At 66.7% G+C, this 25392-nt stretch carries 24 protein-coding genes; 17 read left to right on the top strand and 7 right to left on the bottom strand.

Annotated elements, in window-relative coordinates:
* The first annotated feature begins 69 nt into the window (after positions 1–69).
* From ACERIM_RS04705 to ACERIM_RS04715, 3 genes are all read left to right on the top strand, one after another.
* Positions 70–1680: a long-chain-fatty-acid--CoA ligase gene (locus ACERIM_RS04705; RefSeq protein ID WP_373631520.1), complete on the top strand. Its 1611-nt coding sequence runs from the start codon at positions 70–72 to the stop codon at positions 1678–1680.
* A gap of 181 nt (positions 1681–1861) precedes the next feature.
* A complete protein-coding gene (locus ACERIM_RS04710; RefSeq protein WP_006180348.1) occupies positions 1862–2155 on the top strand; it encodes a helix-turn-helix domain-containing protein in 294 nt (97 codons plus the stop codon).
* A 45-nt stretch (positions 2156–2200) separates the two neighbouring features.
* Complete coding sequence (locus ACERIM_RS04715) at positions 2201–2614, top strand: hypothetical protein (protein ID WP_049905377.1); 414 nt, start codon at positions 2201–2203, stop codon at positions 2612–2614.
* A gap of 32 nt (positions 2615–2646) precedes the next feature.
* Here ACERIM_RS04715 and ACERIM_RS04720 read toward each other — a convergent pair whose 3' ends face one another.
* Positions 2647–3537, bottom strand: a complete 891-nt coding sequence (locus tag ACERIM_RS04720) for an NAD+ synthase (RefSeq protein WP_373631522.1) — start codon at positions 3535–3537, stop codon at positions 2647–2649.
* Between the two features lie 230 nt (positions 3538–3767).
* Positions 3768–4367, bottom strand: coding sequence for a hypothetical protein (locus tag ACERIM_RS04725; RefSeq protein WP_006648026.1), 600 nt, complete (start codon positions 4365–4367; stop codon positions 3768–3770).
* 166 nt (positions 4368–4533) lie between these two features.
* Between ACERIM_RS04725 and ACERIM_RS04730 the strand changes: the two genes are divergently transcribed.
* The 3 genes from ACERIM_RS04730 to ACERIM_RS04740 all read left to right on the top strand — a co-directional run bounded on the left by ACERIM_RS04730 (position 4534) and on the right by ACERIM_RS04740 (position 7347).
* A complete protein-coding gene (locus ACERIM_RS04730) occupies positions 4534–5259 on the top strand; it encodes a bacteriorhodopsin (RefSeq protein WP_084813269.1) in 726 nt (241 codons plus the stop codon).
* 254 nt (positions 5260–5513) lie between these two features.
* Positions 5514–6296 (top strand): lycopene cyclase domain-containing protein, encoded by a 783-nt coding sequence (locus ACERIM_RS04735; protein WP_373631523.1) that lies wholly within the window; start codon positions 5514–5516, stop codon positions 6294–6296.
* Entirely contained in the window at positions 6286–7347 is a 1062-nt protein-coding gene (locus ACERIM_RS04740; RefSeq protein WP_373631524.1) for a Brp/Blh family beta-carotene 15,15'-dioxygenase, read from the top strand. The genes ACERIM_RS04735 and ACERIM_RS04740 overlap by 11 nt, the downstream gene beginning before the upstream one ends.
* 77 nt (positions 7348–7424) lie before the next feature.
* Here the strand turns inward: ACERIM_RS04740 and ACERIM_RS04745 are convergent, their stop codons facing one another.
* The gene (locus ACERIM_RS04745; RefSeq protein WP_373631526.1) at positions 7425–9299 is read right to left on the bottom strand and encodes a PINc/VapC family ATPase; all 1875 of its coding nucleotides are present in this window, start codon (positions 9297–9299) and stop codon (positions 7425–7427) included.
* Between the two features lie 153 nt (positions 9300–9452).
* Between ACERIM_RS04745 and ACERIM_RS04750 the strand changes: the two genes are divergently transcribed.
* Both ACERIM_RS04750 and ACERIM_RS04755 read left to right on the top strand, forming a co-directional pair.
* Entirely contained in the window at positions 9453–11099 is a 1647-nt protein-coding gene (locus ACERIM_RS04750; RefSeq protein WP_006648021.1) for a globin-coupled sensor protein, read from the top strand.
* A gap of 63 nt (positions 11100–11162) precedes the next feature.
* Positions 11163–12275, top strand: coding sequence for a M20 family metallopeptidase (locus ACERIM_RS04755; RefSeq protein ID WP_373631528.1), 1113 nt, complete (start codon positions 11163–11165; stop codon positions 12273–12275).
* Between the two features lie 26 nt (positions 12276–12301).
* On the opposite strand, the gene ACERIM_RS04760 is transcribed toward ACERIM_RS04755, so the two are convergent.
* Positions 12302–12670, bottom strand: a complete 369-nt coding sequence (locus tag ACERIM_RS04760) for a hypothetical protein (protein ID WP_006180337.1) — start codon at positions 12668–12670, stop codon at positions 12302–12304.
* A 236-nt stretch (positions 12671–12906) separates the two neighbouring features.
* On the opposite strand from ACERIM_RS04760, the gene ACERIM_RS04765 reads away from it, so the two are divergent.
* From ACERIM_RS04765 to ACERIM_RS04785, 5 genes are all read left to right on the top strand, one after another.
* Entirely contained in the window at positions 12907–14433 is a 1527-nt protein-coding gene (locus ACERIM_RS04765) for a carboxypeptidase M32 (protein ID WP_373631530.1), read from the top strand.
* A 91-nt stretch (positions 14434–14524) separates the two neighbouring features.
* The gene (locus tag ACERIM_RS04770; RefSeq protein WP_373631532.1) at positions 14525–15268 is read left to right on the top strand and encodes an SDR family oxidoreductase; all 744 of its coding nucleotides are present in this window, start codon (positions 14525–14527) and stop codon (positions 15266–15268) included.
* 96 nt (positions 15269–15364) lie between these two features.
* A complete protein-coding gene (locus ACERIM_RS04775) occupies positions 15365–15883 on the top strand; it encodes a hypothetical protein (RefSeq protein ID WP_373631534.1) in 519 nt (172 codons plus the stop codon).
* Between the two features lie 73 nt (positions 15884–15956).
* Positions 15957–16796 (top strand): tRNA pseudouridine(38-40) synthase TruA, encoded by an 840-nt coding sequence (gene truA / locus ACERIM_RS04780; RefSeq protein WP_373631536.1) that lies wholly within the window; start codon positions 15957–15959, stop codon positions 16794–16796.
* Between the two features lie 74 nt (positions 16797–16870).
* A complete protein-coding gene (locus ACERIM_RS04785; protein ID WP_049965664.1) occupies positions 16871–17107 on the top strand; it encodes a hypothetical protein in 237 nt (78 codons plus the stop codon).
* Here ACERIM_RS04785 and ACERIM_RS04790 read toward each other — a convergent pair.
* The 3 genes from ACERIM_RS04790 to hpt form a co-directional block, all read right to left on the bottom strand.
* Entirely contained in the window at positions 17104–18417 is a 1314-nt protein-coding gene (locus ACERIM_RS04790) for a PQQ-binding-like beta-propeller repeat protein (RefSeq protein ID WP_373631538.1), read from the bottom strand. The two genes, ACERIM_RS04785 and ACERIM_RS04790, sit on opposite strands and share 4 nt — an antisense overlap.
* Before the next feature lie 152 nt (positions 18418–18569).
* Positions 18570–19979 carry a uracil-xanthine permease family protein gene (locus ACERIM_RS04795; protein ID WP_373631539.1) on the bottom strand — a complete coding sequence of 470 codons (1410 nt, stop codon included), beginning with the start codon at positions 19977–19979 and terminating at the stop codon, positions 18570–18572.
* 174 nt (positions 19980–20153) lie between these two features.
* Positions 20154–20699 carry a hypoxanthine/guanine phosphoribosyltransferase gene (hpt, locus tag ACERIM_RS04800; RefSeq protein ID WP_006648011.1) on the bottom strand — a complete coding sequence of 182 codons (546 nt, stop codon included), beginning with the start codon at positions 20697–20699 and terminating at the stop codon, positions 20154–20156.
* Between the two features lie 155 nt (positions 20700–20854).
* On the opposite strand from hpt, the gene pepF reads away from it, so the two are divergent.
* From pepF to ACERIM_RS04820, 4 genes are all read left to right on the top strand, one after another.
* The gene (pepF, locus tag ACERIM_RS04805) at positions 20855–22648 is read left to right on the top strand and encodes an oligoendopeptidase F (RefSeq protein WP_373631540.1); all 1794 of its coding nucleotides are present in this window, start codon (positions 20855–20857) and stop codon (positions 22646–22648) included.
* Between the two features lie 216 nt (positions 22649–22864).
* The gene (locus ACERIM_RS04810) at positions 22865–24097 is read left to right on the top strand and encodes a proteasome-activating nucleotidase (protein WP_006180325.1); all 1233 of its coding nucleotides are present in this window, start codon (positions 22865–22867) and stop codon (positions 24095–24097) included.
* Between the two features lie 284 nt (positions 24098–24381).
* Positions 24382–24861, top strand: coding sequence for a pyruvoyl-dependent arginine decarboxylase (locus ACERIM_RS04815; RefSeq protein ID WP_049965671.1), 480 nt, complete (start codon positions 24382–24384; stop codon positions 24859–24861).
* A gap of 127 nt (positions 24862–24988) precedes the next feature.
* The gene (locus ACERIM_RS04820) at positions 24989–25387 is read left to right on the top strand and encodes a DUF5811 family protein (protein ID WP_006648007.1); all 399 of its coding nucleotides are present in this window, start codon (positions 24989–24991) and stop codon (positions 25385–25387) included.
* The last annotated feature ends 5 nt before the right edge of the window (positions 25388–25392 follow it).

Raw genomic sequence — 25392 nt, forward strand, 5'->3', positions numbered from 1 at the left:
TGAACCGAATCCCTCCCGATTGATCATAAACGAAATCCATATATGACCGTTCTGCAAAATTTGATCCGTATGGAAACGCCACTCATTGTCACGGACTTTCTCGAGCAGGCCCGTTCCCATTACGGGGACGAGGAGGCGATCGTCGGGGCGGACGGCGAACGGTTTACCTACGCCGAGTTCGGCGACCGAGTCGATCGCTTCGCGGCGGCGCTGCAGGAACGGGGGATCGAGAAGGGCGACCGCGTGGCCGTGCTGGATCCGAATACCCACTACCACCTCGAGGCGGCCCACGGCGCGATGGGGATCGGTGCCGTGCATACGCCGCTGAACTACCGACTCGAGCCCGACGACTACGAGTACATCCTCTCGGACGCGGGCGTCGACGCCATTTATGCCGACTACGAGTACGCCGACAGGATCGAGGCGATCCGCGACGACGTGCCGACCGAGACGTTCATCACGAACGACACTGATGCCGTCGAGGGCGACTGGGAGAGCTTCGACGCCGTCCTCGAGGATACGGCTCCGGAGTATGACCGCCCCGAGATGGCCGAAGACGAGGTCATTACGATCAACTACACGTCGGGGACGACGGGGGATCCGAAGGGGGTCTGTCGCACCCATCGGACGGAGACGATCCACGCTTACCTGATGTCGATCTATCACGAGATCACCGACGACGACACCTACCTGTGGACGCTGCCGATGTTCCACGTCAACGGGTGGGGCCACATTTACGCGGTGACCGGGATGGGCGCGACCCACGTCTGTACGCGCGGGGTCAACGCCGACGACGTCGTGTCGTCGATCCGTGATGAGGACGTCTCCCTGCTCTGTGCGGCCCCGGCGGTACTCAATCAGTTGATCGATTACTACGAGACCGAGGGCGAACCCGAGATGACGGGGGCGAATCCGGTCCGGGTCACGACCGCGGGCTCGGCACCGCCGGAAGCGACGATCCGTGCCGTCGAGGACCGCTTCGGCTGGTATCTCAAGCACCTCTACGGAGCGACCGAGACGGGACCGCTGATCACCATCTCCGACGCGAAGCGGCTGATCGACGATGGGAACCGCTTCGAGATCAAGAAACGGCAGGGCATGGGCGTCCTCGGGACCGACGTCCGCGTCGTCGACGAGGATGGAAACGACGTCCCCCGCGACGATCAGACGCTGGGCGAGGTCGTCGTCCGGGGCAACCAGATCATGGACCGCTACTGGAACAAGCCCGAGGCGACAGAGGAAGCCTTCAACGATCGCGTCGAGGGCTACTACCACACCGGTGACCTCGCCACGATCGACGAGAACGGCATGATCGCACTCCGCGATCGGAAGAAAGACATCATCATCTCGGGTGGGGAGAACATCTCGAGCATCGAGCTCGAGGACACGCTGTTCGATCACGAGGCGGTCGCGGACGCGGCCGTCATTCCGGCGCCGAGCGACGAGTGGGGCGAGACGCCGAAGGCCTTCGTCGTGCCGTCGAACGGCGATCCGACCGATCCGCCGGTCTCGGCTGAAGAACTGACCGCGTTCACCCGCGAGCAACTCGCGGGCTACAAGGTCGTTCGCCGGGTCGAGTACGTCAAGGAACTCCCCAAGACTGCGACTGGCAAGACCCAGAAGTACGAACTCCGCCAGCAGGAGTGGGCCGACGAGGACCGAATGATCGGCGAGGGGTAACGTCTCGTCCCGTTGATTCACGTCTTTTTTGACGCGTTTCGATCGACCGGTGACGACACGCATATCATCCGCTGTAGCGACTCACGAGGCACTTTACTCGGCGATATATATAGAATCCTATCGCGGTTCGATCCAGGGTAAGGCTCAACTTTTATACTGCTGGGGCCTTTCGAATCGTAATATGGCAGAGACCGACGGGGAGGAGATCGAAGACTTGCCACCGAGCGCGAAACTCGTCTTCAAGGTTCTCGAGTACGACGGGCCGCTGACGCAGAAACAGATCGTCGAGGAATCGATGCTCTCGGCCCGGACGGTACGGTACGCGCTCGAGCGCCTCGAGGAGATCGGGATCGTCGACGAGGACATCTACTTCGCTGACGCCCGTCAGAGCCTCTATCGGCTCGAGGAACCGGTCGCCGCCGACGGTAACGGCGTCGAGGAGTCCCCGAAAAAGGACGCCTGCTGCGCGGAGTAATCGGTCAAACGGCAGTCTTATTTTCCAGCCGTGACCGTCCCCGATATGGACAAAGAGCGGCTCCCACGCTGGGGCTGGCTGTTGATCGGCCTGTTTCTCGCGGCGCTGGTCGCCAACCTACTCAATCTCGTCGTGTTAGTGCCGACCGTCTTCCCCGAGGCGTACCGATCGATCACGGTCATCACGACCATGTCGCCGGTGTTGATCTACGTCGGCGTCTGGTACGACGAGGATCGGCAAGGCTACTGGCGACACTCGCGGGCGCGGATCGTCGGCGATGTCCTCTACGTCGTCACGGGGGCCGCGATCGGGTCGGCGATCGTCCTCGTGGCGCTGGTCGATCGGGGGCTGCCGCCGTTCCTGCTCGACGTCCTCGCGATGGGTGCCGGTTTCCTGCTCTCGTGGGGGCTGTTCTGGTGGCGGAATCCGGATCTGTACAGCACCGACGACGAGCGCTGAACCGCAGCGGACTGTGTCACCGCCGAGCGCGATCAGCCCGCCGAGCGGTCGTCACCGCGACCGGCGAGTCCCGGCGTCGGCGGCGTCGCCCGCTTGTGATCGGTGGCGACGTACAGCGACGCGATGTCGGCCGCGGTCTCGCGGTCGATCCGCAACCCCTTCATTGCCTCCTCGAGCGGACGACCCTCGTCGATCAGCCGGACGAGCAGGGGATCGATGACGTCGTAGCCTGCTCCGAGTTCGCCGGCGTCGGTCTGGGTGGCCCAAAAGCCCGCCGTCGGCTCCTTGCTGACGATCCGGCGGGGAAGGCCGAGGTGTTTCGCGAGCGCGCGAACCTCCGTCTTGTAGCAGTCGCCGAGCGGATAGCTGTCGGCGGCGCCGTCGCCGTATTTGGTGAAATAGCCCAGCAGCCGCTCCGAGCGGTTCGCGGTCCCGATCACGAGCCGCGACTGGCAGTTCGCGGCGTAGTAGGCGGTGACCATCCGTAGCCGCGCGACGGCGTTGCCAATATCGTGGGGCCGATCGTCGTCCCCCTCGTCGGCGGTCCCGAGTCCGCCCGCGACCGTTTCCTCGAAGGCCTCGAGCAGCGGCCGTAACTGGATCTCCTCGAACTCGATGCCCATCCCCTCCGCGAGGGTACGGGCATCACTGACGTGTGTCGCCTCGGTCTTGTGACAGGGCAGTCCCAGTCCGAGAACGTTCTCGGCCCCGACGGCTTCGACCGCTAGTGCCGTCGTTACCGTCGAATCGATCCCGCCGCTCATCGCCACGACGACGCCGCTTGCATCCGCCTCGTCGACTCTCGTCTCGATGTCCGCGACGATCCGCTCGTGCATCGCCTCGAGCGACCGGTGATCCGTCAGAAACGGCCCGTTCGATCGCTCGATTCCCGAATAGACGAACGTCGTCCTATCTGCACTCATCCGTTGGAATCACTCCGTTGTTCACACCGAATGCAGACGATTGTCTTCTATATGAATCTAATCCTTAAACACCTAGTTACAATGTCCGTGCCGTCGATGCACATGGTCTGGCATCTGGGGAATCGGCTGATCATGTGTCCACTTTCCCCACGCAGGCGTCTCCGTTTCGTCCGATCGTAGTCTCCCACTCGACCGGACCGATGGTCACCGGTCGGGAGGGTCGTCGCTTCCTACGAGGAGAGATATCGACCGACGGCGTAGACGACACAGGAACTGATCGCCGCCGCGGCACCGACGACGATTACGGGGACCGAGATGCCGGTCTGTCCGTAGGGGTTTCGCGGCGCGGATTCGACGACCGCGCTGACGGTCTCGGCGCCGGCGTGGCCGAGCAGGAAGAACCCAACCGTGATCAGGATCGCGAAGCCGCCAGTTGCCAGTCCGAACATCGAGGCCACGTCCTCGACGTTTAGCAGCGCATGTACCTGCGACTCCGAGAGTGAGTGTTCGTACCGCCGACGTGCGATCGCTACCGCGACGAGACAGGCTGCAGTCCCCAATTCGATGCCGCCGGCGTAGACACCGACCCAGAGGACCAGCGGCGACGACCATAACGGGTCGCCGCCCGGAAACGTCGCTTGTACCGACGACGGATAGGTGGCGACGATCGGAACGACGAGTGCGATCGCAAACAGCAGGCCGCTCTGATAGACGAGCTTTTGCGGAATTCGGCGCTTGATCAGCGCGTATCGCTCGACTCTGAGTCGTTCGTACGTTGATTCACCGAGGAGTGCGTCCGCGATCGGATCGTTCGGATCAGGCGAAGTCATCGGTTGTGGCGGGTGTTTCGGGCTCGGGGTATGCGATCGGACACAGAACACCCCAAAATACGCTGCGGTTTCACTCCCCACGTCGAATTTCTTGACATACACGCTACGATGGGTGTTATTTTCGTTAGGCTCAAGCGGTATGTATTGTCCCTTCATAGCAATCACCATGGCCGCAACAGTTGGCCCAGAATCCATTTGGTTGTGGATCGGCACGATCGGAATGACCCTCGGAACCCTGTACTTCGTCGGGCGCGGACGTGGCGTTCGCGACCGGAAGATGCAGGAGTTCTACATCATTACGACCTTCATTACGACCATCGCCGCTGCGATGTACTTCGCGATGGCGACCGGCTTCGGCGTCACCGAAGTCGTAGTCGGCGACGAGGCGCTCACGATCTACTGGGCGCGCTACGCCGACTGGCTGTTCACGACGCCGTTGCTGCTGCTCGACCTCGGACTGCTGGCAGGGGCGAACCGAAACACGATCGCGACGCTGATCGGACTCGACGTGTTCATGATCGGGACCGGCATGATCGCGGCGTTCGCCGCCACCCCGGGCACCCGGATCGCCTGGTGGGGCATCAGCACCGGCGCCCTGCTCGCCCTGCTGTACGTCCTCGTCGGAACGCTCTCTAAGGACGCGCGCGGTCAGTCCCCCGAAGTCGCGTCGCTGTTCGGTCGGCTGCGCAACCTGGTCATCGTGCTGTGGCTCCTCTACCCGGTGGTCTGGATCCTCGGTACGGAGGGGACGTTCGGCATCCTCCCGCTGTACTGGGAGACCGCCGCGTTCATGGTACTCGACCTCTCGGCGAAGGTCGGATTCGGCGTGGTCCTGCTCCGGAGCCGCTCCGTCCTCGAGCGGGTCGTTACGCCGACGGCCGCACCGGCCTGAGAACACAGCATCGACGCCTAATGGTCGGCTTCGCGGGGCTGTCTCGTGGCCGACCCGCGGTCGGTTTCGTTTGCCGGTTCGAACGCGAGTTCCCGCCGGACGACGCCCTCGAGCGGAGCTATGCGGCCGCGGGTACGACGACGGCCGATCGACCCTAACCAGTATGGACGCGGCAGTATTCCGCTCCCGTCCGTAATGTCGGTCACGGCGGTCCCGGCTCCCGCTGGTCACTGACAGAGACCGCCGATACGCCCATGATCTCCCCGCTTACGTACTTCGGAATCCACCTCACCTTGCTGCTACCGCCAATCCTGATTCTGGGATGGCTCGCGGTTCGGCGTGATCGCGCCTGGTGGGGCGTTCGCCCCCTCTCGGGTCTCGTGATCATGATCGCCCTCGCTGTCGTCTATACGACACCGTTTACGAACCGCCTCATCCCCGCCGGCGTCTGGTGGTACGGGGACGGTGCCGTCCTCGCGACCGTCTGGTATACGCCGATCGAGGAGTACCTCTTTTTCGTTCTTCAGCCGATACTGACGGCGCTCTGGCTGTTTCAGGTACGACCGAGCGCCGATCGATCGCTGGCGATTCCTCGCATACACCGGCTGCTCGGCGTCGCTGGCGGGCTGGCGATCGCCGTTATCGGCTGGGCACTTCTCGACACCACCGCGACGTACTACCTGGGCTGGCTGCTCCTCTGGGCCGGGCCGGTCCTCGCCATCCAGTGGGGGTTCGGGCTGACGTACCTGTGGGACGTTCGCCGGTCGCTGCTGGTCGCGATCGCCGTCCCGACGCTGTACCTCTGGGTCGTCGACCGGATCGCGATCGAACTCGGCGTCTGGGTCATTTCCGATACCCACACTACCGGGTACGCACTCCTCGGGCTCCCGATCGAGGAGGCGCTGTTTTTCCTCGTGACCAACCTCTTCGTCGTCCAGGGGATCACCATGTACGTCTGGCTCCTCGATCGAATCGGCGCCGCTTCGGCGTGGCCGAGCGCATCACCGCGGCTTCCGACGAATTCCGATGACCGGTGACGCGATCGATCGGCGCACCGACCTGCGAGCGAGCGCCGAAAGCCGATCGCGAGCCGCTCGGCTGACCCTCGGTTTCGGTTCGTCGCTTGCCGTCGCTGCCGTAGCGACGGTCGCGTTCGGGCCGCCACCGCTCGTCTATCAGTACGTGCCACTGGCACTCAGCGTCCTCGTTCTCGGACTCCCCCACGGTGCCGTCGACCACCTCGTGGTACCGCGGGCTCGAGACAACCCGGTAACGCCGCGATCGCTCGCGTCCATCGGCGTCCTCTACCTGCTCTTCGGATCCGCCTACGCCCTCGTCTGGGTTCTCGCGCCCGTCGCCGCGTTCGTCCTGTTTCTCCTCGTCACGCTCGTCCACTGGGGGCAGGGTGACGTCTATGTGCTTCTCGAGTTCCTCGGTGCCGACCACCTCGAGACGCGGGCCAGTCGACTGCTTGCCCTCCTCGTCAGGGGCGGTCTCCCGATGCTCGTCCCGCTGGTCGCCTTTCCGGCGCAGTACGCGTTCGTCGTCGAGACGATCGTCGGACTGTTCGACCCCGGCGCGGCGACCGCGCTCGAGCCCCTCTTCGAACCGCCGGTTCGGGCGGCCGTGGCGGTCGGATTCGGATCCCTGATTGCACTCTCGCTCGCCCTCGGGGTCCGCCGAACGAGCCCCGGCGAGCGGCGGCCGTGGCTCGTCGACGCCGCGGAGACGATCGGCCTCGTCGGCTTCTTCGCCACTGTCCCGCCGATCCTCGCCATCGGGCTCTATTTCTGTTTCTGGCACTCGCTCCGGCACGTCCTCAGAACGATGCTCGTTGATCCCGTCGCCAGCGCGGCCCTCGAGCGCGGAGCGACCCGGACCGCCTTCCGGTGTTTCGCCAGGGACGCGACGCCGCTGACCGTCGCCGCGCTGGGCGTCCTCGTCGGTATCTGGTTCGCCGTCCCCCGGACGCCCGCAACCGTCCCCGACGTCCTCGCGGTCTATCTAGTCGCGATCGCCGTGCTGACGCTTCCCCACGTCGTCGTGGTCGCGCTGCTCGATCGAGAAGCGGGGATCTGGTCACCCTGAGTCGAGACGCCGGTCGCTCGCGAAAAAATCTAGACCCAAAAGCCGCTCACTCGCTCCGCTCGTTCACGTTCGGTTCCCTACGAGGGAACGACCGTCACTGGATCCTTCCGGTCGATCGCCCGCTCGAGTTCCTCGGCGATCCCGCTCCCTCTCGAGACCTGAATCTCGCCGCCGCGGCTCACCGTCGCTGTAAAGAGGTACTCGCCGCCGGCCTGAATCTCGACGGTTTCGCCGTGGTTGCCGTCGACCGGGATGACGATGTGCCGGGAGGTGATCTCCGGCTGTACCATCTGGCCGGCCTGGGAGCCGCCACCGCCGCCGTTGGCGCTGGCACCGCCGCCACCGCCGCCTGCGCCGTAGTTGGGGTTCTCGTCGTGGGTCCGGACGTCGATGTCGATCCCCAGCCGGTTCTCGACGTCGGTGATCCGACCGCCGCCCTTGCCGATGACGCTCGAGATGTCGTCCTCCTCGACGTAGACGACGGCCTTGTCCTGGCTCTTGAGTTCGACGTCGACGTAGCCCCGCGCGATCGAGCGGATCTCCCGTTCGATCTCCTGTTTGGCGATCCGGTCGACGCCGGACTCGGTGCCGGGACCGCCGTCCTCGTCGTTCAGCGGGACGGTGACGACCTGGCGGTTGAAGGTGTAGATCTCGTACTCGGGCTCGCCGGTCCGGAAGTTCGTGACCTGAATGACCGGCCGCGCGAGGTCCTCTTCCGTGAGGCCGGCGGGGACTTTGACCTCGGTTCTGACGTCGTAGACCGTCTCGACCTCGCCGGCCTCGATGTAGACGACGGTGTCGACGACCTGCGGGATCATCCCGAGTTCGACCCGGCCGACCAGGCGCTGGAGGGCGTCGATCGGTCGCGTCGCGTGGACGACGCCGAGCATGCCGACGCCGGCCAGGCGCATGTCCGCAAAGACCTCGAAGTCGTCGGTCTTGCGGACCTCGTCGTAGATCGTGTAGTCCGGTCGGACCATCAGCAGGGCGTCAGCGGTCTTTGCCATCTCGCCGCCCAGTTCCGTGTACTGGGTGATGTCGGGGCCGACCTGCAGGTCACGCGGCTTCTCCATGGTCTTGACCGAGTAGTCGTGATCCGCGATGTAGCGGGCGACCGCCTGCGCGAACGTCGACTTCCCCGCCCCGGGTGCCCCCGAGATCAGGACGCCGCGCTGGCGCTCGAGCAGTCGTTCTTTGAGTTCGTCGGCGTGTTCGTAGTCCTCGATGTCGGTCTGGGCGATCGGCCGGACGGCGGTGATCTCGATGCCGTCCGAGAAGGGGGGTCGGCCGATCGCGATCCGGTAGTCGCGGAACTGGACGATCTTCATGCCCGGTTCGGAGAGTTCGATGAAGCCGTCCGGGGACTCCTTGGCACCGTCGACGACCTCGCGGGCGTACTCGTCCATCGTCGCCTCGTCGGTGGGTTCGTCGGCGATCGGCTCGTAGACCATCGCGCCGAGTTCGCCCCGCTTTGCTTTGGGGACGGTGTCGGTCTTGAGGTGGACGCTCATCGTCTGCTCGTCGAAGAACTCCTCGACGGCGAGCGTCCCGACTTCCCGTACCTCGGGGGAGACGTGTTCGACGTCGAGCCCTTTGGCCTGTGCGACCTCGGCCTGGACGACGTCGCTAGTGACGAAGGTCGCCTCCAGCTCCTCCGCGAGGTCCCGGATGAGGGCGTCGATCTCACCCTCGGAGGCGTGGCCCCGCTCGATGGCGTTGGGCCGCTCGCCGACGTACTCGAGGTCGACGACGCCGTCGTCGGCGAGGTCGGCCAGCCGCTGGAGTTCCTCGAGACCGTCCCAGCCGCTGTCGATCCCGTCGTTTGCCTGCGCCTCGAGTTCCGCGACGACTGCCTCGGGGACACAGATCGTCGCTCCCTCGAACTGCCCGTCTTCGATTGTCGCCGAGACGCGGCCGTCGATGACCACGCTCGTATCCGGCACGACGTTCATACGTAAACTGGTCGACGTACGCCTATAAGGGTGTTCACAGCGGCTCCGTGCCGTTCGATCCCGTTCCCCACGCTCTCTTCGGAACTCGCGTCCAATTCCTATTCCGCGGGAACACTCACGGAACTTAATGAACCGACCGAACACGTTTCCGCCATGCAACCGCAGGAGACGTTCGGCCAGGGTGGACTCAACGGCTTTCTCGACGTCGACGACCTCATCGATCGGATCGGGCTCGACGAAGACGAAATCGCGTGGCGCAAGGAGTTCATCGGGTTCGACGAGGCCGACGAGCGCCGGCTGGCCGACCTCGAGCCGCTCTTGCGGGCCAATTCGGAGACGATCGCCGACGACTTCTACGACAACGTCCTCGAGTACGAGCAGACCCGGGGGATCGTCGACCGCTCGCCGAAGGGGATCGACGCGCTCAAACGGACCCAGCAGGCGTATCTCGTCTCGCTGGCGACCGGCGACTACGATCAGTCGTACTTCGAGAACCGGACCCGGATCGGCAAGCTCCACGAGATGCTCGATATGCCCCTGAAACACTACGTGGGGCAGTACGGTGTCTACTACGATCTCCTCCTGTCGCGGATGAACGAGCGCGTCCAGGCACAGGTCGTCGACGCCATCGAGGAGTGGGCCGCCGAGCGCGAGGCCGAACAGGACGGGGGCGGCCTCGGCCGGTTCGTCGGCGCACTCGGACTGGGCGGCGAGGATGGGGACAATGACGACGGCCTCGAGGAGTCGTTCGAGCGGGCCGTCAGGGATGCCATCGACGAGGGCATGATGGACGTCCTCTCGCTGTTGCGGATCATCAACCTCGATATGCAGGTCGCGACCGACACGTACGTCGACTCCTACGCACAGCGCCTCGAGGAGTCGATCGAGCGCCGGAAGCGCCTCGCCGAGGAGGTCGAAACGGACGTGCAGACGCCACTCGGAGAGCTGTACGATGCCAGCGAAGCCGTTTCGAAACGCGCCGAAGCGATCAGCGACCACACGGAGTCCCAGGCCGCGGGCATCACGCAGGCCGCCCGCGAACTCGACGAGGTCAGCGCCGCCGTCGAGGAGGTCGCAAGCGTCGCCGACGAGGTCAGCGAGGAGAGCGACCGGACCGAGCGCCTCGCGGCCGAGGGCGTCGAGGCGGCCGACGACGCGTTGGACGAACTCGAGGCCATCGAGGACGCGACCGACCGCGTCGCCGAGGCGGTCGACGGGCTCGCGGCCCGGACCGACCAGATCGACGAGATCGTCGATCGGCTCGACGACCTCGCCGAGCGAACGACGGTGCTGGCGGCCAACGCCAAGATCGAGTCCTCCCGGTCGGGCGACCAGGCCAGCGAGACCATGGGCGTCATTGCGGGGGAAGTGCGGTCGTTCGCCGAGCAGACGAAAGACGACCTCGCGGAGATCGAAGACGCCGTCGAAGCCGTCCGCGAGGACGCGGCGGCGACGGTTGCGACGACGGAGGAAACCGTCGCTCGCGTCGATACCGGGACCGATCGCGTTCGGGAGACGATCGACTCGCTCGAGGAGATCCACGATGCGGCCGAATCGACGGCCACCGGCATGGAAGACGTCGCGAGCGCGGCCGACCAGCAGGCCCACGGGGTCGAGACGACGGCCGAGACGCTCGCGGATCTCTCGCAGTCGGCTGATAAGGTCGCCAGCGCCGCGGAATCGGTCGCGGCGGCGAGCCAGCAACAGACCGCCAGCCTGCGTGAGGTACAGCAGTCGGTCGCCCGGCTCACCGACGAGGAGGCCGAGCCGGAGCAACCGGTCTACGAGCGGATGGACTAACGCCCGACTGACTCGCCCGCCGGTTCCGATGCACTGAACAGCGACGCCGTCGACGGATCGGCCATGACGCTCGTCGAACTGACCCGCGACCTCGCCGCGATCCCGAGCCACGAGGACGCGACCGCCGCCGGCGACTTCCTCGAGGACTGGCTCCGCACGGAAACCGACGCGGCCGTGACTCGAGACGAGGCCGGGAACGTCATCGCCCGAACGGGAACGGGTGCGGAGACGCTGGCGCTGGTGGGCCACCACGACGTCGTGGAACCGGCCGAGTCGCAGGTCGTTGAGTCGGCCTCGAACGCCGCCGGAGCCGGCCACGGCACGGGCGAGTACGTCGTCGAAGAGCGCGACGGCCGGCTCTACGGCCGCGGTACGGCGGACATGAAGGGGGCACTCGCGGCCGCCCTGCTGGCTTTCCGCGAGGCCGACCCGGCCGGGGAACTCGTCTTCGTGAGTTTCGTCGGCGAGGAGGTCGGCGGCGTCGGTGTCCGATACGCGATCGACGACGGGTTCGCCCCCGACTACGCCGTGGTCGGCGAGGGCTCGACGAACTACTCCGGCGCCGACGTCACCGACGTGGCGGTCGCCCACAAGGGCCGGCGCGGGAGTACGATTACCGCCCGCGGCACCGCCGCCCACGCCAGCGAGGCCGACGCCGGCGAGAACGCCATCTATCGGGCCACCGCCGCCGTCGATCGAGTCCGCGACCTCGCGGTCCCCGCCGTCGACGTCGCGGGCGAGACCCTCGAGGGACGGCTCACCGTCACGGAGATCGAGGGCGGGTCGGCGATGAACGTCGTTCCCGCCCGCTGTACGGTCACCGTCGACGAGCGGACGGTCCCCGGCGAGCGTGCCGCCCTCGAGCGGGTCGCCGACCTCGAGGGGGTCGAGTGGGCGGTCGACCAGGACCTGCCGCCGATGCGCTGCGAGGACCGGGCCTTCGCCGACGCGGTGCGTGCGGCCGCCGACGCCGCGCAGGCCGGCGAGCCAGAACTCGTGACGAAGCCCCACGCGACGGACGCGGGCTGGCTCGCCGAGGCCGGGACGGAATGCGTGATCTACGGGCCCTCCGAGCCCGGCGAGGCTCACACCGACGACGAGAGCGTCTCGATCGACGTTCTCGAGCGGTGTCGGGAGACCTACCGGCAGGTGGCGGAGCAGTGGCCGGGGGAGTGACCGGTGGTTTGCAGTGCGCCCGCGACTCAGAGCCCCGGGACCCCGACCGCTTCGAAGCCGGTGACCCCGAGCGCGGCGAGGGCATAGAGGACGAGCAGGACGGTGACCCAGGCGACGAGGCCGATCATCGCCGCGGCGGTCCAGTCGCCGGGATACCGCCAGTTGATGACGCCGACGTAGGCGACCAGCGCCAGCAGCGGGCCGAGAAGGGGGATCCAGCCGACGACGAAGCCGACGATCGCCCAGACGATCGCGCCGATCAACGCGGTGACGATGGCGTGGTCGTAGTCCCCGCGGCCGACGATGACCCGCGCCCCGGCGTAGATGCCGAGGGCGCCGATCAGCAGACTCACGACGAACACGACGGCTGCCGCGATTGGCGAAGCGAGGGCCATGGTGTCACGACGTACGTCAGATCGGCGGAACAGTTCGCTGCTTGCACGTTCCGCAGCGTTCGCATCCGTTCCCCGATGCGGGCCCGCGAGCCACTGACGGCGGCATCGATACCGAGTACGTACCGTCTCGAGACCCGACACCTCGGGTTGTCCCACACCCTGACGGGTGGTTCGTGGGTGGGTCGCGCTGTCCGGAACCCCGACGTTGATACCGATTCCGGTCGAACGGTACGCCCATGGCGACCGATCAGGCCGACGCGAGCGAGGCCGACACCTACGAGCAGTTCGAAACGCGAGTCCAGCGGATTTCGAACGTCGGGAACGCGGCCGGCGTCCTCCGGTGGGACCAGGAAGTCGTAATGCCCGACGAGGGCACCCCGGCCCGGGCACAGCAACTCTCGACGCTGTCCTCGCTCAGTCACGAACTCCTGACCGCCGACGAGACCGGTGACTTGCTCGCGGAGTTAGAGGAGACGGCCCTGGCGGACGAGCGGGCCGCGGTCGTCCGCGAGATCCGCCGCCGGTACGACCGCGAGACCAGCGTCCCACAGGACCTCGTCGAGGAGATCTCTGCGACGGCGTCGAACGCCCATCCCACGTGGAAACGGGCCAAGGAGGAAGACGACTTCGAGCAGTTCGCGCCCACCCTCGAGCAACTGGTCGATCTCAAACGCGAGTACGCGAATCACATCGATCCCGACGCCGATCCCTACGCCGTTCTCTTCGCGGACTACGAGCCCTACATCGACCTCGAGACGGCCGAACGCGTCTTAGAGCGGCTGCGCGAGACGCTCGTCCCGCTGATCGACGCCGTTCAGGAGAGCGACGCCGAGCTGACGACTGACGCTTTTGCCGGGCAGTTCGACGACGACGATCAGGAGGCGCTCGCCCGGGACGTGCTGGACTCGCTGGGCTACGACTGGGACCGCGGGCGGCTCGACACCGCGCCGCATCCGTTCTCCTCGGGCACGCAGTTCGACGCCCGCGTGACGACCCGCTTCGAGGAAGACGATCTGCTGGGCTCGATCACCTCGACCATCCACGAGTTCGGCCACGCCAACTACACGCAGGGGCTGCCCGACGACGGCTACGGCACGCCGCTTGGCGAAGCGCGGGACCTCTCGGTCCACGAGTCCCAGTCGCGTCTCTGGGAGAACCACGTCGGCCGCTCGCGGCCCTTCTGGGACCACTTCCTGCCGATCGCCCGCGAGCGGTTCCCCGAACTCGCGGACGTGACCCCCGAGGAGGCCTACGAGTCGGCCAATCAGGTCCACGACGACAACCTCATCCGGGTCGAGGCGGACGAACTCACCTACCACCTCCACATCGTGATCCGCTTCGAGATCGAGCGGGATCTGATCCGGGGCGACCTTGAGGTCGCGGAGGTCCCGCAGGTCTGGAACGACAAGTACGAGGAGTACCTCGGCGTCCGGCCGGAGACGGACGCGGAGGGCTGTCTGCAGGACATCCACTGGTCTCACGGCGACTTCGGCTACTTCTCGACGTACTCGCTGGGCTCGGTACTCGCGGCCCAGCTATACGCCGCCGCCGAGGCCGATCGCGGCCCCTTCGACGACGAGATCCGCGAGGGCGAGTTCGACGACCTCAACGGCTGGCTCCGCGAGAACGTCCATCAGCACGGCAAGCGATACGTCACGCCCGACCTGATCGAGCGGGCCACCGGCGAGGGCCTGACCGCCGACTACTTCCTCGAGTACGTCGAGTCGAAGTACGGCGAGCTGTACGATCTCGAGGAATACTGACCCTCTTCGGCCGGACTCCGCTCCCGGCGATTCGTGCCCTCACGATCCGCGACCCTCGATTTTAGGTCGCTGCCCGTCTAGCCGTCGGACGATGTCAGCGACACTCGAGTCGAAGACGGCCATCGTCACCGGTGCGAGTTCCGGTATCGGCGCGGCGACCTGTCACGAACTCGCCGACGGCGGTGCGAACGTCGTCCTCGCGGCCCGCAGCGAGGACCGCCTGTCCGACCTCGCGGCCGATCTCGAGGCTGACCACGGCGTCGAAGCCCTCGCCGTACCGACGGATGTCCGCGAGGAGAGCGCCGTCGACGCGCTCCTCGCGGCCGCCGTCGACCGATTCGGCGGGATCGACGTGCTGGTGAACAACGCGGGACTGGCCCGGGGCAGCGACGTCGAATCGATGACGACCGAGGCATACGAGACGATGCAGGAGACCAACGTCGACGGCGTCTTCTACGCGTCTCGAGCGGCGTTGCCGCACCTCCGTGAGCGTGAGGGCCACCTCGTTTTCGTCGCCAGCTTCGCCGGCCGACATCCGCGGCCGTCCAATCCGGTCTACGCGGCCACGAAGTGGTGGGTTCGGGGCTTCGCCAAGAGCCTCGCAGCCCAGGTCGGCGACGACGGCGTCGGCATCTCGATCGTCAACCCCGCCGAGGTCCGCTCGGAGTTCGGGGCGGCCGACGGCGAGAGCTTCGCCGAGCGGTTCGAGGAAGGCGAGGTCAGCGAACCCGAGGAGGTCGCGCAAGCGATCCGCTTCGCCGCGAGCCGTGAGGGCTCGAGCATCAGCGAACTCGACATCAACCGCCGGGACAAGTTCGCCGACACCTTCCACTGACCGAACGCCGGCGACCGGAGCCGCCCGCGACCCGTATAAAACCGGGCTGTGAGTGCCGGGTGGGAACTCACCCGTCCCCGGCCCCCTCCCTCGAGTATGCGACTCTCCATCCCCGGCGCTCCGGGCGTCTACTTCGACACCGATGCGGAACCGCTGGCGATCAACGTCGCCATGACCGCCGCCGGCCGCCGCGCGCCGAAACCGCAGGGGTACGCCCTGCAGGCCCTGCCGTACCTCTGGTCGTTCGACGTCGACTTACGGGAGGTGCCGACCGACCACCCGATCCAGTATCTCCACCCCGAAGGCGCGCGGAGTCTGGGCGATCTTTCCCATCGCCGCGGCGTCGGCGAGGCCGGCACCGAACTCGAGTCGGTGTTGCGGTTCGTCTGGTCGGTCAATCGGGAAGTGGAGTCGGCGACCGGGCAACTGCTCGGCATGGCCGACGGCGATGACGGCGTCACTATCGAGATTCAGGACGGTGCCGTCAGTGCCGCGGGCGCTCCCCTCGAGACCGACGCGTTCGACATCGATGACTCCGATATCGGCGAATCGGGAGCCGACGAGTTCGACGTCCACGAGCCGGACCACGACCGGTTCGATCCGGACGACTCGTAACTGGCGCTCGAGCGGATCGGCTCACGCGGCCGCAGCGAACGCTATAACTCCCTGGCCGCGCTGGGTCGACCTGATGGCTCGCCGCGCGTTCCGGATCGCCTACGACGGGACCGACTATCACGGGTTTCAGCGTCAGCCCCAGCCCGACGTGCCGACCGTCGAGGACGCCATCTTCGACGCCCTCCGCGACCTCTCGGTCCTCGAGCCCGACGCCGACAAACCGGCGGGCTACGCCGCGGCCGGGCGGACCGACGCGGGCGTCTCCGCGCTCGCCCAGACGATCGCGCTCGAGGCCCCCGACTGGCTCGCGCCGCGGGCGTTGAACGGCCGTCTCCCGGCCGACATCCGGGCGTGGGCGGCGGCCGACGCGCCCCCGGACTTTCACGCGACCCACCACGCAACCCGACGGGCCTACACCTACCACCTGTACGCGCCGCTCACCGAAACGGACGGCGCGCCCGCCGTCGACGACGATCGGTTCCACGCGGCCTGCGAGGCGCTGTCCGGGACACACGACGTTCGCAATCTGACGCCGGACGATCACAACACCGAGCGCTCGCTGGCCCTCGCAGCCGAGCGGGACGGCGACTACCTCGTCCTCACGGTCGCCGCGGGCGGGTTCTCCCGCGAACTCGTCCGTCGGCTCGTCTCGCTCGCCCGCGCCGTCGGGACCGGCGACGCCCCCCGCGAGAAGATCGACCGCGTCCTCGAGCCCGAGCCGCTGCCCGGCCACGAGGGGATCGCACCCGCCCCGCCGGAGCCGCTCGTCCTGACCGACGTTCGATATCCCGACCTCGAGTTCGAGATCGACGATGAGGCGGCCCAGAGCGCTCGTTCGGTGTTCGATCGCCGCCGTATCGACCGGCGAACGGGCGCGCGGGTCGCCGGACAGCTCACTGACGGAATGCGGTGACCGGCGGCCACGTGGCCCTGCTCGTCGCAGCCTGCGTACCAGTGCTTTTGGCCCCCGAACGCACATCTCGGCGCATGGAACTCTCGCCGGAAGAGTACGGAACCTACTGGCGCGCGTCGATCCGCGTCGCCGCGGGCGCGCTCGTGATCTTCTTCGGGACGCGGCTGACCGCGCCGCTGCGGACCCATCCGGAGATCGGCGCGTCCGCGCTCGGCGTCGTCCTGTTCGTCTTGCTGGTCCTCGTCGGTACCTATCTCGCCACGCTCGGGCTCGCCCGCGTCGTTCGGACGGCGGTCGATGCCGAGAGTTAGGCCTCGAGCGCCCGGACCGTCCCGCTCCCGTCACCGACGACGATCGCGCCGTCCGCGACCGCCGGCGATGCGACCACGCGACTGTCGGTCGGGAGCCGCCACAGCCCCGTCCCGTCGGCCAGCGAGACGGCGACGACGCCCGCCGTGGTTCCGACGACGACCGCATCGCCCGCGATGACCGGTGACGACCAACTCGGCGCGTACTGGGCCGTCCCGGCGCTGCCGACCGATCGCGAGAGCGACTCGACTTCCTCGAGCGGGGCTCCCCACCGCTCGCTCCCATCGCTCCGATCCAGCGCGACCAGTCGCTCGTCGGAGTCATGACGCACGACCCGTTCGTCGCCGACAGCCACTGAGGGGGCCATCGGCGGGAGTTCCTGTCGGCGAACGCTCTCCCCGGTGCCTTGCAGGGACAGCGACGCAGCCCCCTTGCCGCCCCACTGGAGCTGGCCGCTTTCGGCTGCCAGCGCGACCGGCGTCGCTCCCCCGACGTAGACGGCTCCGTCGACCACCGCCGGCGCGGACCGGACCGCACGCTCTGTGTCGTGGGTCCACTCGCTCGAGCCGTCGGCGGCGTCGAACGCGGCAATCCCGGCTTCCGTTCCGACGACGACGCGGCCGTCGGCGACGGCCGGGGAAGTGACCCCGCCGGCCGTCTGGCGCTGCCGTGCTAGCGACGCCCAGCCGTCGGTCGCCGGCGAGCGCCACGTCACCGCGCCGTCCGCGAGCCCGATCGCGACGAGGTCGCCGGCCGGCGTCCCAACGTACGCCGTGCCGTCGACTACGGTCGGTGATGACGGTACTGACGGCCCGGCCTGTTGCTGTGCGGTCAGCCGAGCAGTCGTCGCACCGTCGTACGGGACGTGACGCCGGTCGTTCCCCTCGTGGTCGACGACGAGTAGCCCCTCGGCGTCGGGACAGACCACGGCGTCCTCGGCGATGGCCGGCGATCCGGTTCGGGCCCCCTCGAGGGCGACCGTCCAGCGCTCGTCGCCGTTCGAGAGATCGATCGCGGACAGCCTCGAGCCGGCCGCGAGGTAGGCCGTGCCGTCGGCGATCGCGGCCGTTCCAGGGGCGGTCGGCAGGTCGACCGTCCAGCGTTCCGCCGGCTCCTCGTCGAACCCGTCCACGTCGGCGACCGCCGCGTTGGACGGGCCGCCGCGAAACGACGGCCACGTCCCGCTTTCGGCCGCCGATCCGTTGCCGTCCCCGTTCGCTTCGTCGTCCGTTCCGTCCCCGAGACAGCCGGCCCCGAACGCGAGAGCCGCCCCGCACGTTCCGAGTACCCCGCGGCGTGAGATCGGTCGCATCGTTCCCGTTTCGGGACCGATCCGTCAAAAGTAGTTCGCAGATCTGACAGTCACGCGATCGAATCCGCTCTGATGTCGGTCGGGTTCGTCGCCCGCCTGCCTTCGATCCGTCCCCGATCGCCGCAAGCACGCCGTCGAGACCGGCGCGTGGCTCAGTCGTCCACGGAGCCGGCGGGTTCGGCGTCTATGGCCTCCGAAGCCGGCTCCGAGTCGGTCGCTGGGGCGTCGAACAGCGGACTCGCCGCGCCGGGGACGAACGTGTTGAGGACCAGCGCCGACAGTGCGGTCACGATGACCGACTGTCCGAAGAACAGTTCCGCGCCGCTCGGGAGTCCCGACAGTGCCTCGGGCGTCGTCGCGACGCCGAGTCCGAGACCGAGCGAGACGGCGACGATGACCGTGTTCCGACGATCGAGGTCGACGTGCGTGACGACCAGTCGGAACCCGCTGGCGGCGACCATCCCGGCCATCAGCAGGACGGCGCCGCCGAAGACCGCGCTGGGGATCGTCGTGACGGCAGCGCCGACTTTGGGACTCAGTCCGAGGACGGCGAGGAAGACGCCGCCGATGCCGACGACGTGACGGCTCATCACACCGGTGAAGTTGACGATGCCGACGTTCTGGGAGAACGACGTGATCGGGAACGCACTGAAGACGGCGCCGATCGAACTCAACAGGCCGTCGTTGAACAGCCCGCCGCGGAACTCCTCGTTCGTCGGATTGCGCCCCTCGGCGGCCGTGACGCCGGACATGTCGCCGACGGTCTCCATCGAGGAGACGAGAAAGAGGACGGCGAAGGTGGCGATCGCGATCGGCTCGAACTCGAAGCCAAAGCGCGTCGGCGACGGGAGCGCGATCCACGCGGCGCTCCCGACGTCCGAGAAGTCGACGAGTTCGAGCCCGGTCGCGAACGTGAGAGCGATGGCGGTCACGTAGCCGACGAAGATCGCAAACAGCACGGACAACAGTCGCGTGACGCCGCGCGTGAACATGTTGAGACCGACGGCGATCGCCAGCACGAGCGCGGCGAGTCCGATGTGGTGCAAGGCACCGAAGTCCGACGCGCCGACCCCGCCGGCGGCGTAGTCCATCGCGACCGGCACGAGATAGAGGCCGATGATGACGACGACGAGGCCGGTCACCAACGGCGGGAAGAACGGTTTGATACGTTTGAACTGCCAGCCGATCAGGCCCTCGACGACGAAGCCGGTCACGAGGATCGCACCGAAGACGGCGGACAGTCCGAAGCTAGCGCCGATATCGATCGTCGCGCCGACGAAGGTAAAACTCGATCCCATGACGATCGGCAGCCGCGCACCGACCGGGCCGACGGTGTAGGCCTGGACCATCGTTGCCAGTCCGGAAAACAGCAGGACCATCTGGACGAGGTAGGCCGCGTCGGCTTCGGCACCGACCCCGTTTGCGACGACGTACGCCACTGCCGTCGCCGGCACGATCATGACCGCGACGTGTTGCAAGCCCAGCAGGATGGACTTCGGTAACGGCGGTTTTTCGTCGACGCCGTATTCGATCCGAATGCCCCCGTCAGTTCCGTTCGACATACTATACCCACCCCGTAGCGAATCGATGTACAAAAAATCTCGTATATGCGCTTATCGAGCGGTCGATTGGGGCCGACTATGACCACAATCGTGCATATGTTTCGGGGAGCGGCGACGGGGAGCCGCCGCTACCCACTACTCTTGTAGGACAACAACGGGAACCAACGGGGGCGATCAGTGAACCGTTACCTCACCGTCCTCGACGGTGATGTCGAGGAGGCTCGTCGCATCGAACTTCGTGTCGTCGAGCGCGGAGTCGCCGACCTTTCGAAGGACGACCACGATGTCGACGATGTCGGCACCGATATCGTCCAGCGCGGTGCAGATGGCCGCCAGCGTGCCGCCGGTCGAGAGCATGTCGTCGACGATCAGGACGCGATCGCCCGCCTCGACGTCGTTGATGTACATCTCCGACTCCGAGTAGCCCGTCTCCTGATGCAGGGAGACCTCGCCGTCGAGCCCATAGGCCCGCTTTCGGATGACGACCAACGGCACGTCGGCCTGCAGGGAGAGTGCGGTCGCGAGGTGGATGCCCATCGCCTCCGGCGCGACGATCTTGTCCACGTCGAGGTCCGCGGTTCGCATCACTTCGACGACGACCTCCCGCAACAGGGCGGGATCGAGCTGTGGGACCCCGTTGCTGATCGGATGGACGAGGTACTCGTACCCGTCCTTGTCGATGATCGGCGCGTCGTCTAACGACTCGAGGAGCCGGTTCATACTGGCGATTCGGGAAATGAGAGTGAAAAGCCGTTCGTTCTTCCGGTCGGGGCACCCGCCGCGAACGCTCGGCGGACAGGATCGGGTTGATCCCGGCTTCCCGTACCCTGAAGGGGTCCGACACGCTTTACCGCCACCGCTTCGAACGCGTGGCTATGAGTTCCGTACCCGAACGCTCGGAGGTCGACGAGCAGTATACGTGGGACCTCGAGAGCATCTACGCGACCGACGACGACTGGGAGGCGGCCTACGAGGCCGTCGCCGAGCGCGTCGACGACCTCGAGGCTTACGAGGGACAGGTCACCGACGACGCCGAGACCCTCCTCGAGACCCTCGAGTTACGCGACGAGATCATGCGCGAGGTGTCGACGGTCGCCGCCTACGCCCGGATGCGCCGCGACGAGGACACGACGAACCAGCAGTACCAGGCCCTGACCGCCCGTGCCCAGTCGCTGGCGGCCGACGCCCAGTCCGCCGCCTCCTTTATCGAACCCGAACTCCAGGACCTGACTCGCGAGGCCTTCGACGAGCTGGTCGACGAGGAACCGTCCCTCGAGACCTACGACCACTACGTCGACGACGTTCTCCGGATGAAACCCCACACGCGCTCGGCCGAGGTCGAGGCGCTGTTGGCCGACCTGAGCGAGGTGACCGGGGCGACCGGCGAGGTCTACAACATGCTCTCGAACGCGGACATGGCGTTCCCGACCGTCGAGGATCCCGAGGGCGAGGCCGTCGAGATCACCCAGAGCAACTTCACGAACCTGCTCAAACGGCCCGACCGCGACTTTCGCAAACGGGTCTACGAGGGCTACTTCGACGAGTGGGAGTCGGTTCGCAACACCGTTGCGGCCAGCTACAAGAACAGCGTCAAGGCCGACGTCAAGACCGCTCGAGCGCGCAACTACGACACCGCCCGCGAGGCCGCCCTCGACGGGCCGAACGTCCCCGTCGAGGTCTACGACACGCTCGTCGATACCGTCCACGACAACCTCGACAAGCTCCACCACCACGCCGAACTCAAAGAGCGGGCGCTCGGCGTCGACGACCTGCAGATGTGGGACCTCTACATGCCGCTGACCGGCGACGAGGGCCCCGACCTCGAGTACGACCAGGCCACCGAGTACGTCGTCGACGCGCTCGCGCCGCTCGGTGAGGAGTACCAGTCCCGCGTCGCGGACGGCCTCGACTCCCAGTGGATCGACGTCTACGAGAACGAGGGCAAACAGTCGGGTGCCTACTCCGGCGGCACCTACGACACCCAGCCGTTCATCCTCCTGAACTACCAGCAGGACATCGCCTCGATGTACACGCTGGCCCACGAACTCGGCCACTCGATGCACTCGGAACTCACGAAGGACGAACAGCCCTACATCTACTCGAGCTACGAGATCTTCGTGGCCGAGGTCGCCAGTACGGTCAACGAGGCCCTGTTGACCAACCACCTGCTGGAAACCGTCGACGATCCCGAGTTCCGCAAGCACGTCCTGAACGAGTTCTTAGAGCGGGTTCGCTCGACCCTCTATCGGCAGACCCTCTTCGCCGAGTTCGAACACGAGACCCACCGCCTCGAGGAGGCGGGCGAGCCCCTGACCGCGGACCGGCTGGACGACCTCTACCGCGGGCTGAAAGAAGACTACTACGCGCCCGCTACGATCGACGACCGGATCGCCCGCGAGTGGATGCGAATCCCCCACTTCTATCGGGCCTTCTACGTCTACCAGTACGCCACCGGCATCTCGGCGGCGCTGGCGATCGTCGACGACGTTCTCGAGAACGGCCAATCCGCCGCCGAGGACTACCTCGAGTTCCTCCGGCACGGCTCCCGGGAGTACCCCCTCGACCTCCTGCGGATCGCCGGCGTCGATATGAGTTCCTCGGCCCCGATCGATCGCGCCCTCGAGACCTACGGCCAGCGCCTCGAGGAGTTCGAATCGCTGCTCGACTGAGACGATCCCTTCTACCGGTTTCCCGGCGACCCGCGGGACGGTTGCGGTTGTTCCGGACATGACTTCCAGCGGTCCATGCGCGATCACCGCTTCTCACGCCGGAGGCTGCTCGGGCCGAAACCGTCAAACTGCGGGTTCTGTTTCCCAGTCGCGTCAGAAAACCCTCCGGGACCCAAAGGCACATTTACCGTCGAAATCCTATCGGCGTACATCAGGATGTCTCGAAGCCCGTCTATTCCCGACCGACCTCACCGCGATATCGACTCGGATCTCCCTGACGACGAACGGCTCGAGGCGCTTCGGGGACACTACGAGGACCTCGTCGACGTCAACGAGCAACTGTCCGACCAGCTCGACGACGCCGAGGACCGCCGCGAGCGCCTGCGGGAGAAAGTCGACCGCGTCGAACGCGAAAACGAGACGCTGAAAAGCTCCTCGCTGTATATCGCCACCGTCGAGGACGTCCTCGACGACGAGGAAGTCATCGTCAAGCAACACGGCAACAACCAGGAGGTGCTGACCGAGGTCTCTTCCCGACTCGTCGACGACCTCGAGCCCGGCGACCGCGTCGCGGTCAACGATTCCTTCGCGATCCAGACTATCCTCAACGCCGAGACCGACGCCCGCGCCCAGTCGATGGAGATCACCGAGAAGCCGGCGGTCGCATACACGGACATCGGCGGCATCGACGAACAGGTCCGTGAGGTCCGGGAAGCCGTCGAGCAGCCGCTCGCCGAGCCCGAACTCTTCGACGAGGTCGGGATCGATCCGCCAAGCGGCGTGCTACTGTACGGCCCGCCGGGGACGGGCAAGACGATGCTCGCGAAGGCCGTCGCCAACGAGACCGACGCCACTTTCATCAAGATGGCCGGCTCGGAACTCGTCCGGAAGTTCATCGGCGAGGGCTCGCGGCTCGTCCGCGACCTCTTCGAGATGGCCCGTGAACGCCAGCCCGCCATCATCTTCATCGACGAGATCGACGCCATCGCCACGCGTCGCACCGAATCGAAGACCTCCGGCGACGCCGAAGTCCAGCGGACGATGATGCAACTACTCAGCGAGATGGACGGCTTCGAGGCCCGCGGTGAGGTCCGCATCATCGCCGCGACCAACCGCTTCGACATGCTCGACCGCGCCATCCTTCGTCCCGGCCGGTTCGACCGCCTGATCGAGGTCCCCGAGCCCGACGCCGAGGGCCGCGAACAGATCCTCGAGATCCACACGCGGACCATGAACGTCTCCGACGACGTCGACTTCGCCGCGCTGGCGGCCGACACCGACGGCTACTCCGGAGCCGATATCGAAAGTCTCGCTACCGAGGCCGGCATGTTCGCCATCCGCAACGACCGCGACGAGGTCTCCCATCAGGACTTCACCGAGGCCTTAGAGAAGATCGAGGAAGACGACTCGAGCGACGTGGTCTCCTCGGCCGGCTACTTCTACCAATAAGCGCGAAGTTTTGCTCTGCGGGCGCGGCGAAGCCGCGCCCGCGGCAAAAATTCGATTAAAAGCACTCCTCCTTCCTCTCCGTTCGCATTGCTCACTTCGAGTCAGTCGTCGGCCCGCTCGCTCGGCCTGTGTCCTCGCTCGCGGTGAGTGTCAGTAAACCGCCTGCCCTCCCCCGACTCGCGGAGTCCTCGGTTCTTCGGGCTCCGCTCGTGGCCACAGAACCGGTCCGTTTCCGCTCGGGTCCGGATCGCAAGCCCTTACGCCGCCCGTCCCCGAATTCGGGTATGAGTACGATCCGAGTCGTCTGGGGTGCCGCGTCGGCGCCCACGGCGATGGCTTCTTACGACGCGGCGCTGGCCGAGGCCGGCATCGAGAACTACAACCTCGTCTCGGTCTCCTCGGTGATCCCGGCCGATGCCGAGGTCGAGGCCGTCGGCACCGCACCCGATCTCGGCCCCGCCGGCGAGCGCCTGACCGTCGTCGAAGCACGCGCTACGACCGCCGGCCCCGGCCGCGTGAGTGCGGCGCTCGCGTGGGCCCAGTCCGCCGACGACGGCCCGGGACTGTTCTACGAGACCGCCGGCGAGATGGATCGCGAAGACGTCGAGCGGGGGGTCCGGGAAGGACTGGCCGCAGGGCAGGAGCTTCGCGACTGGTCGTTTGCCGACCCGCGGGTGACCGTCGAGAGTCGGCAGGCCGACTCGGGCCAGCACACGACGGCGGTCGTCCTCGCCGTGTACGGTGACAGCGAGCCGATCATCTAGTCCGGACTGTCAGTCGGTGCCGGGACACTCCCGTAGGTAGCCGGGAACCGCGACACCAGCCCCACGGGATTGTCCCAAAGCGAACCCTTTTGACCGGTCGGCTCGTTGCTACTGGCACACACTTCTCATGAACGGAAACACGCCGTACGCAGGGCTACCGGGCGAGACTGGGGCTGGGCAGCGAGCCGCGGCGGACGTTCCGGACCTCTCGAACGCGCAAAAGCGGCTCCTCCACCGCGACGTCTCGCGGATCGCCGCCCGCACGCGGGAGTTTCTTCCCAACGAATACGTCGTCGATTCGGATATCTCGAGCGGGATGAGCGGCCCGCAGGTCACCGTCGCCGTTCGCCCGCCGGTCGGCCACGCCGTCTCCGCCGGCTTCACGCCCGATCTAGAGGACGCGGCCGCCGCCGAGGAGGCCATCACCGCGGACGAACGCGACGAGGTCGCCCGCGGACTGGCCGCAAGCGCTGCCTTGCAGGTCAAACAGGCCGTCAGCAACAACGTCACGCCGACCGGGAAGTAGTCAGT

It is taken from the genome of Natrinema sp. H-ect1 (assembly GCF_041821105.1).
Lineage (GTDB): Archaea > Halobacteriota > Halobacteria > Halobacteriales > Natrialbaceae > Natrinema > Natrinema thermotolerans.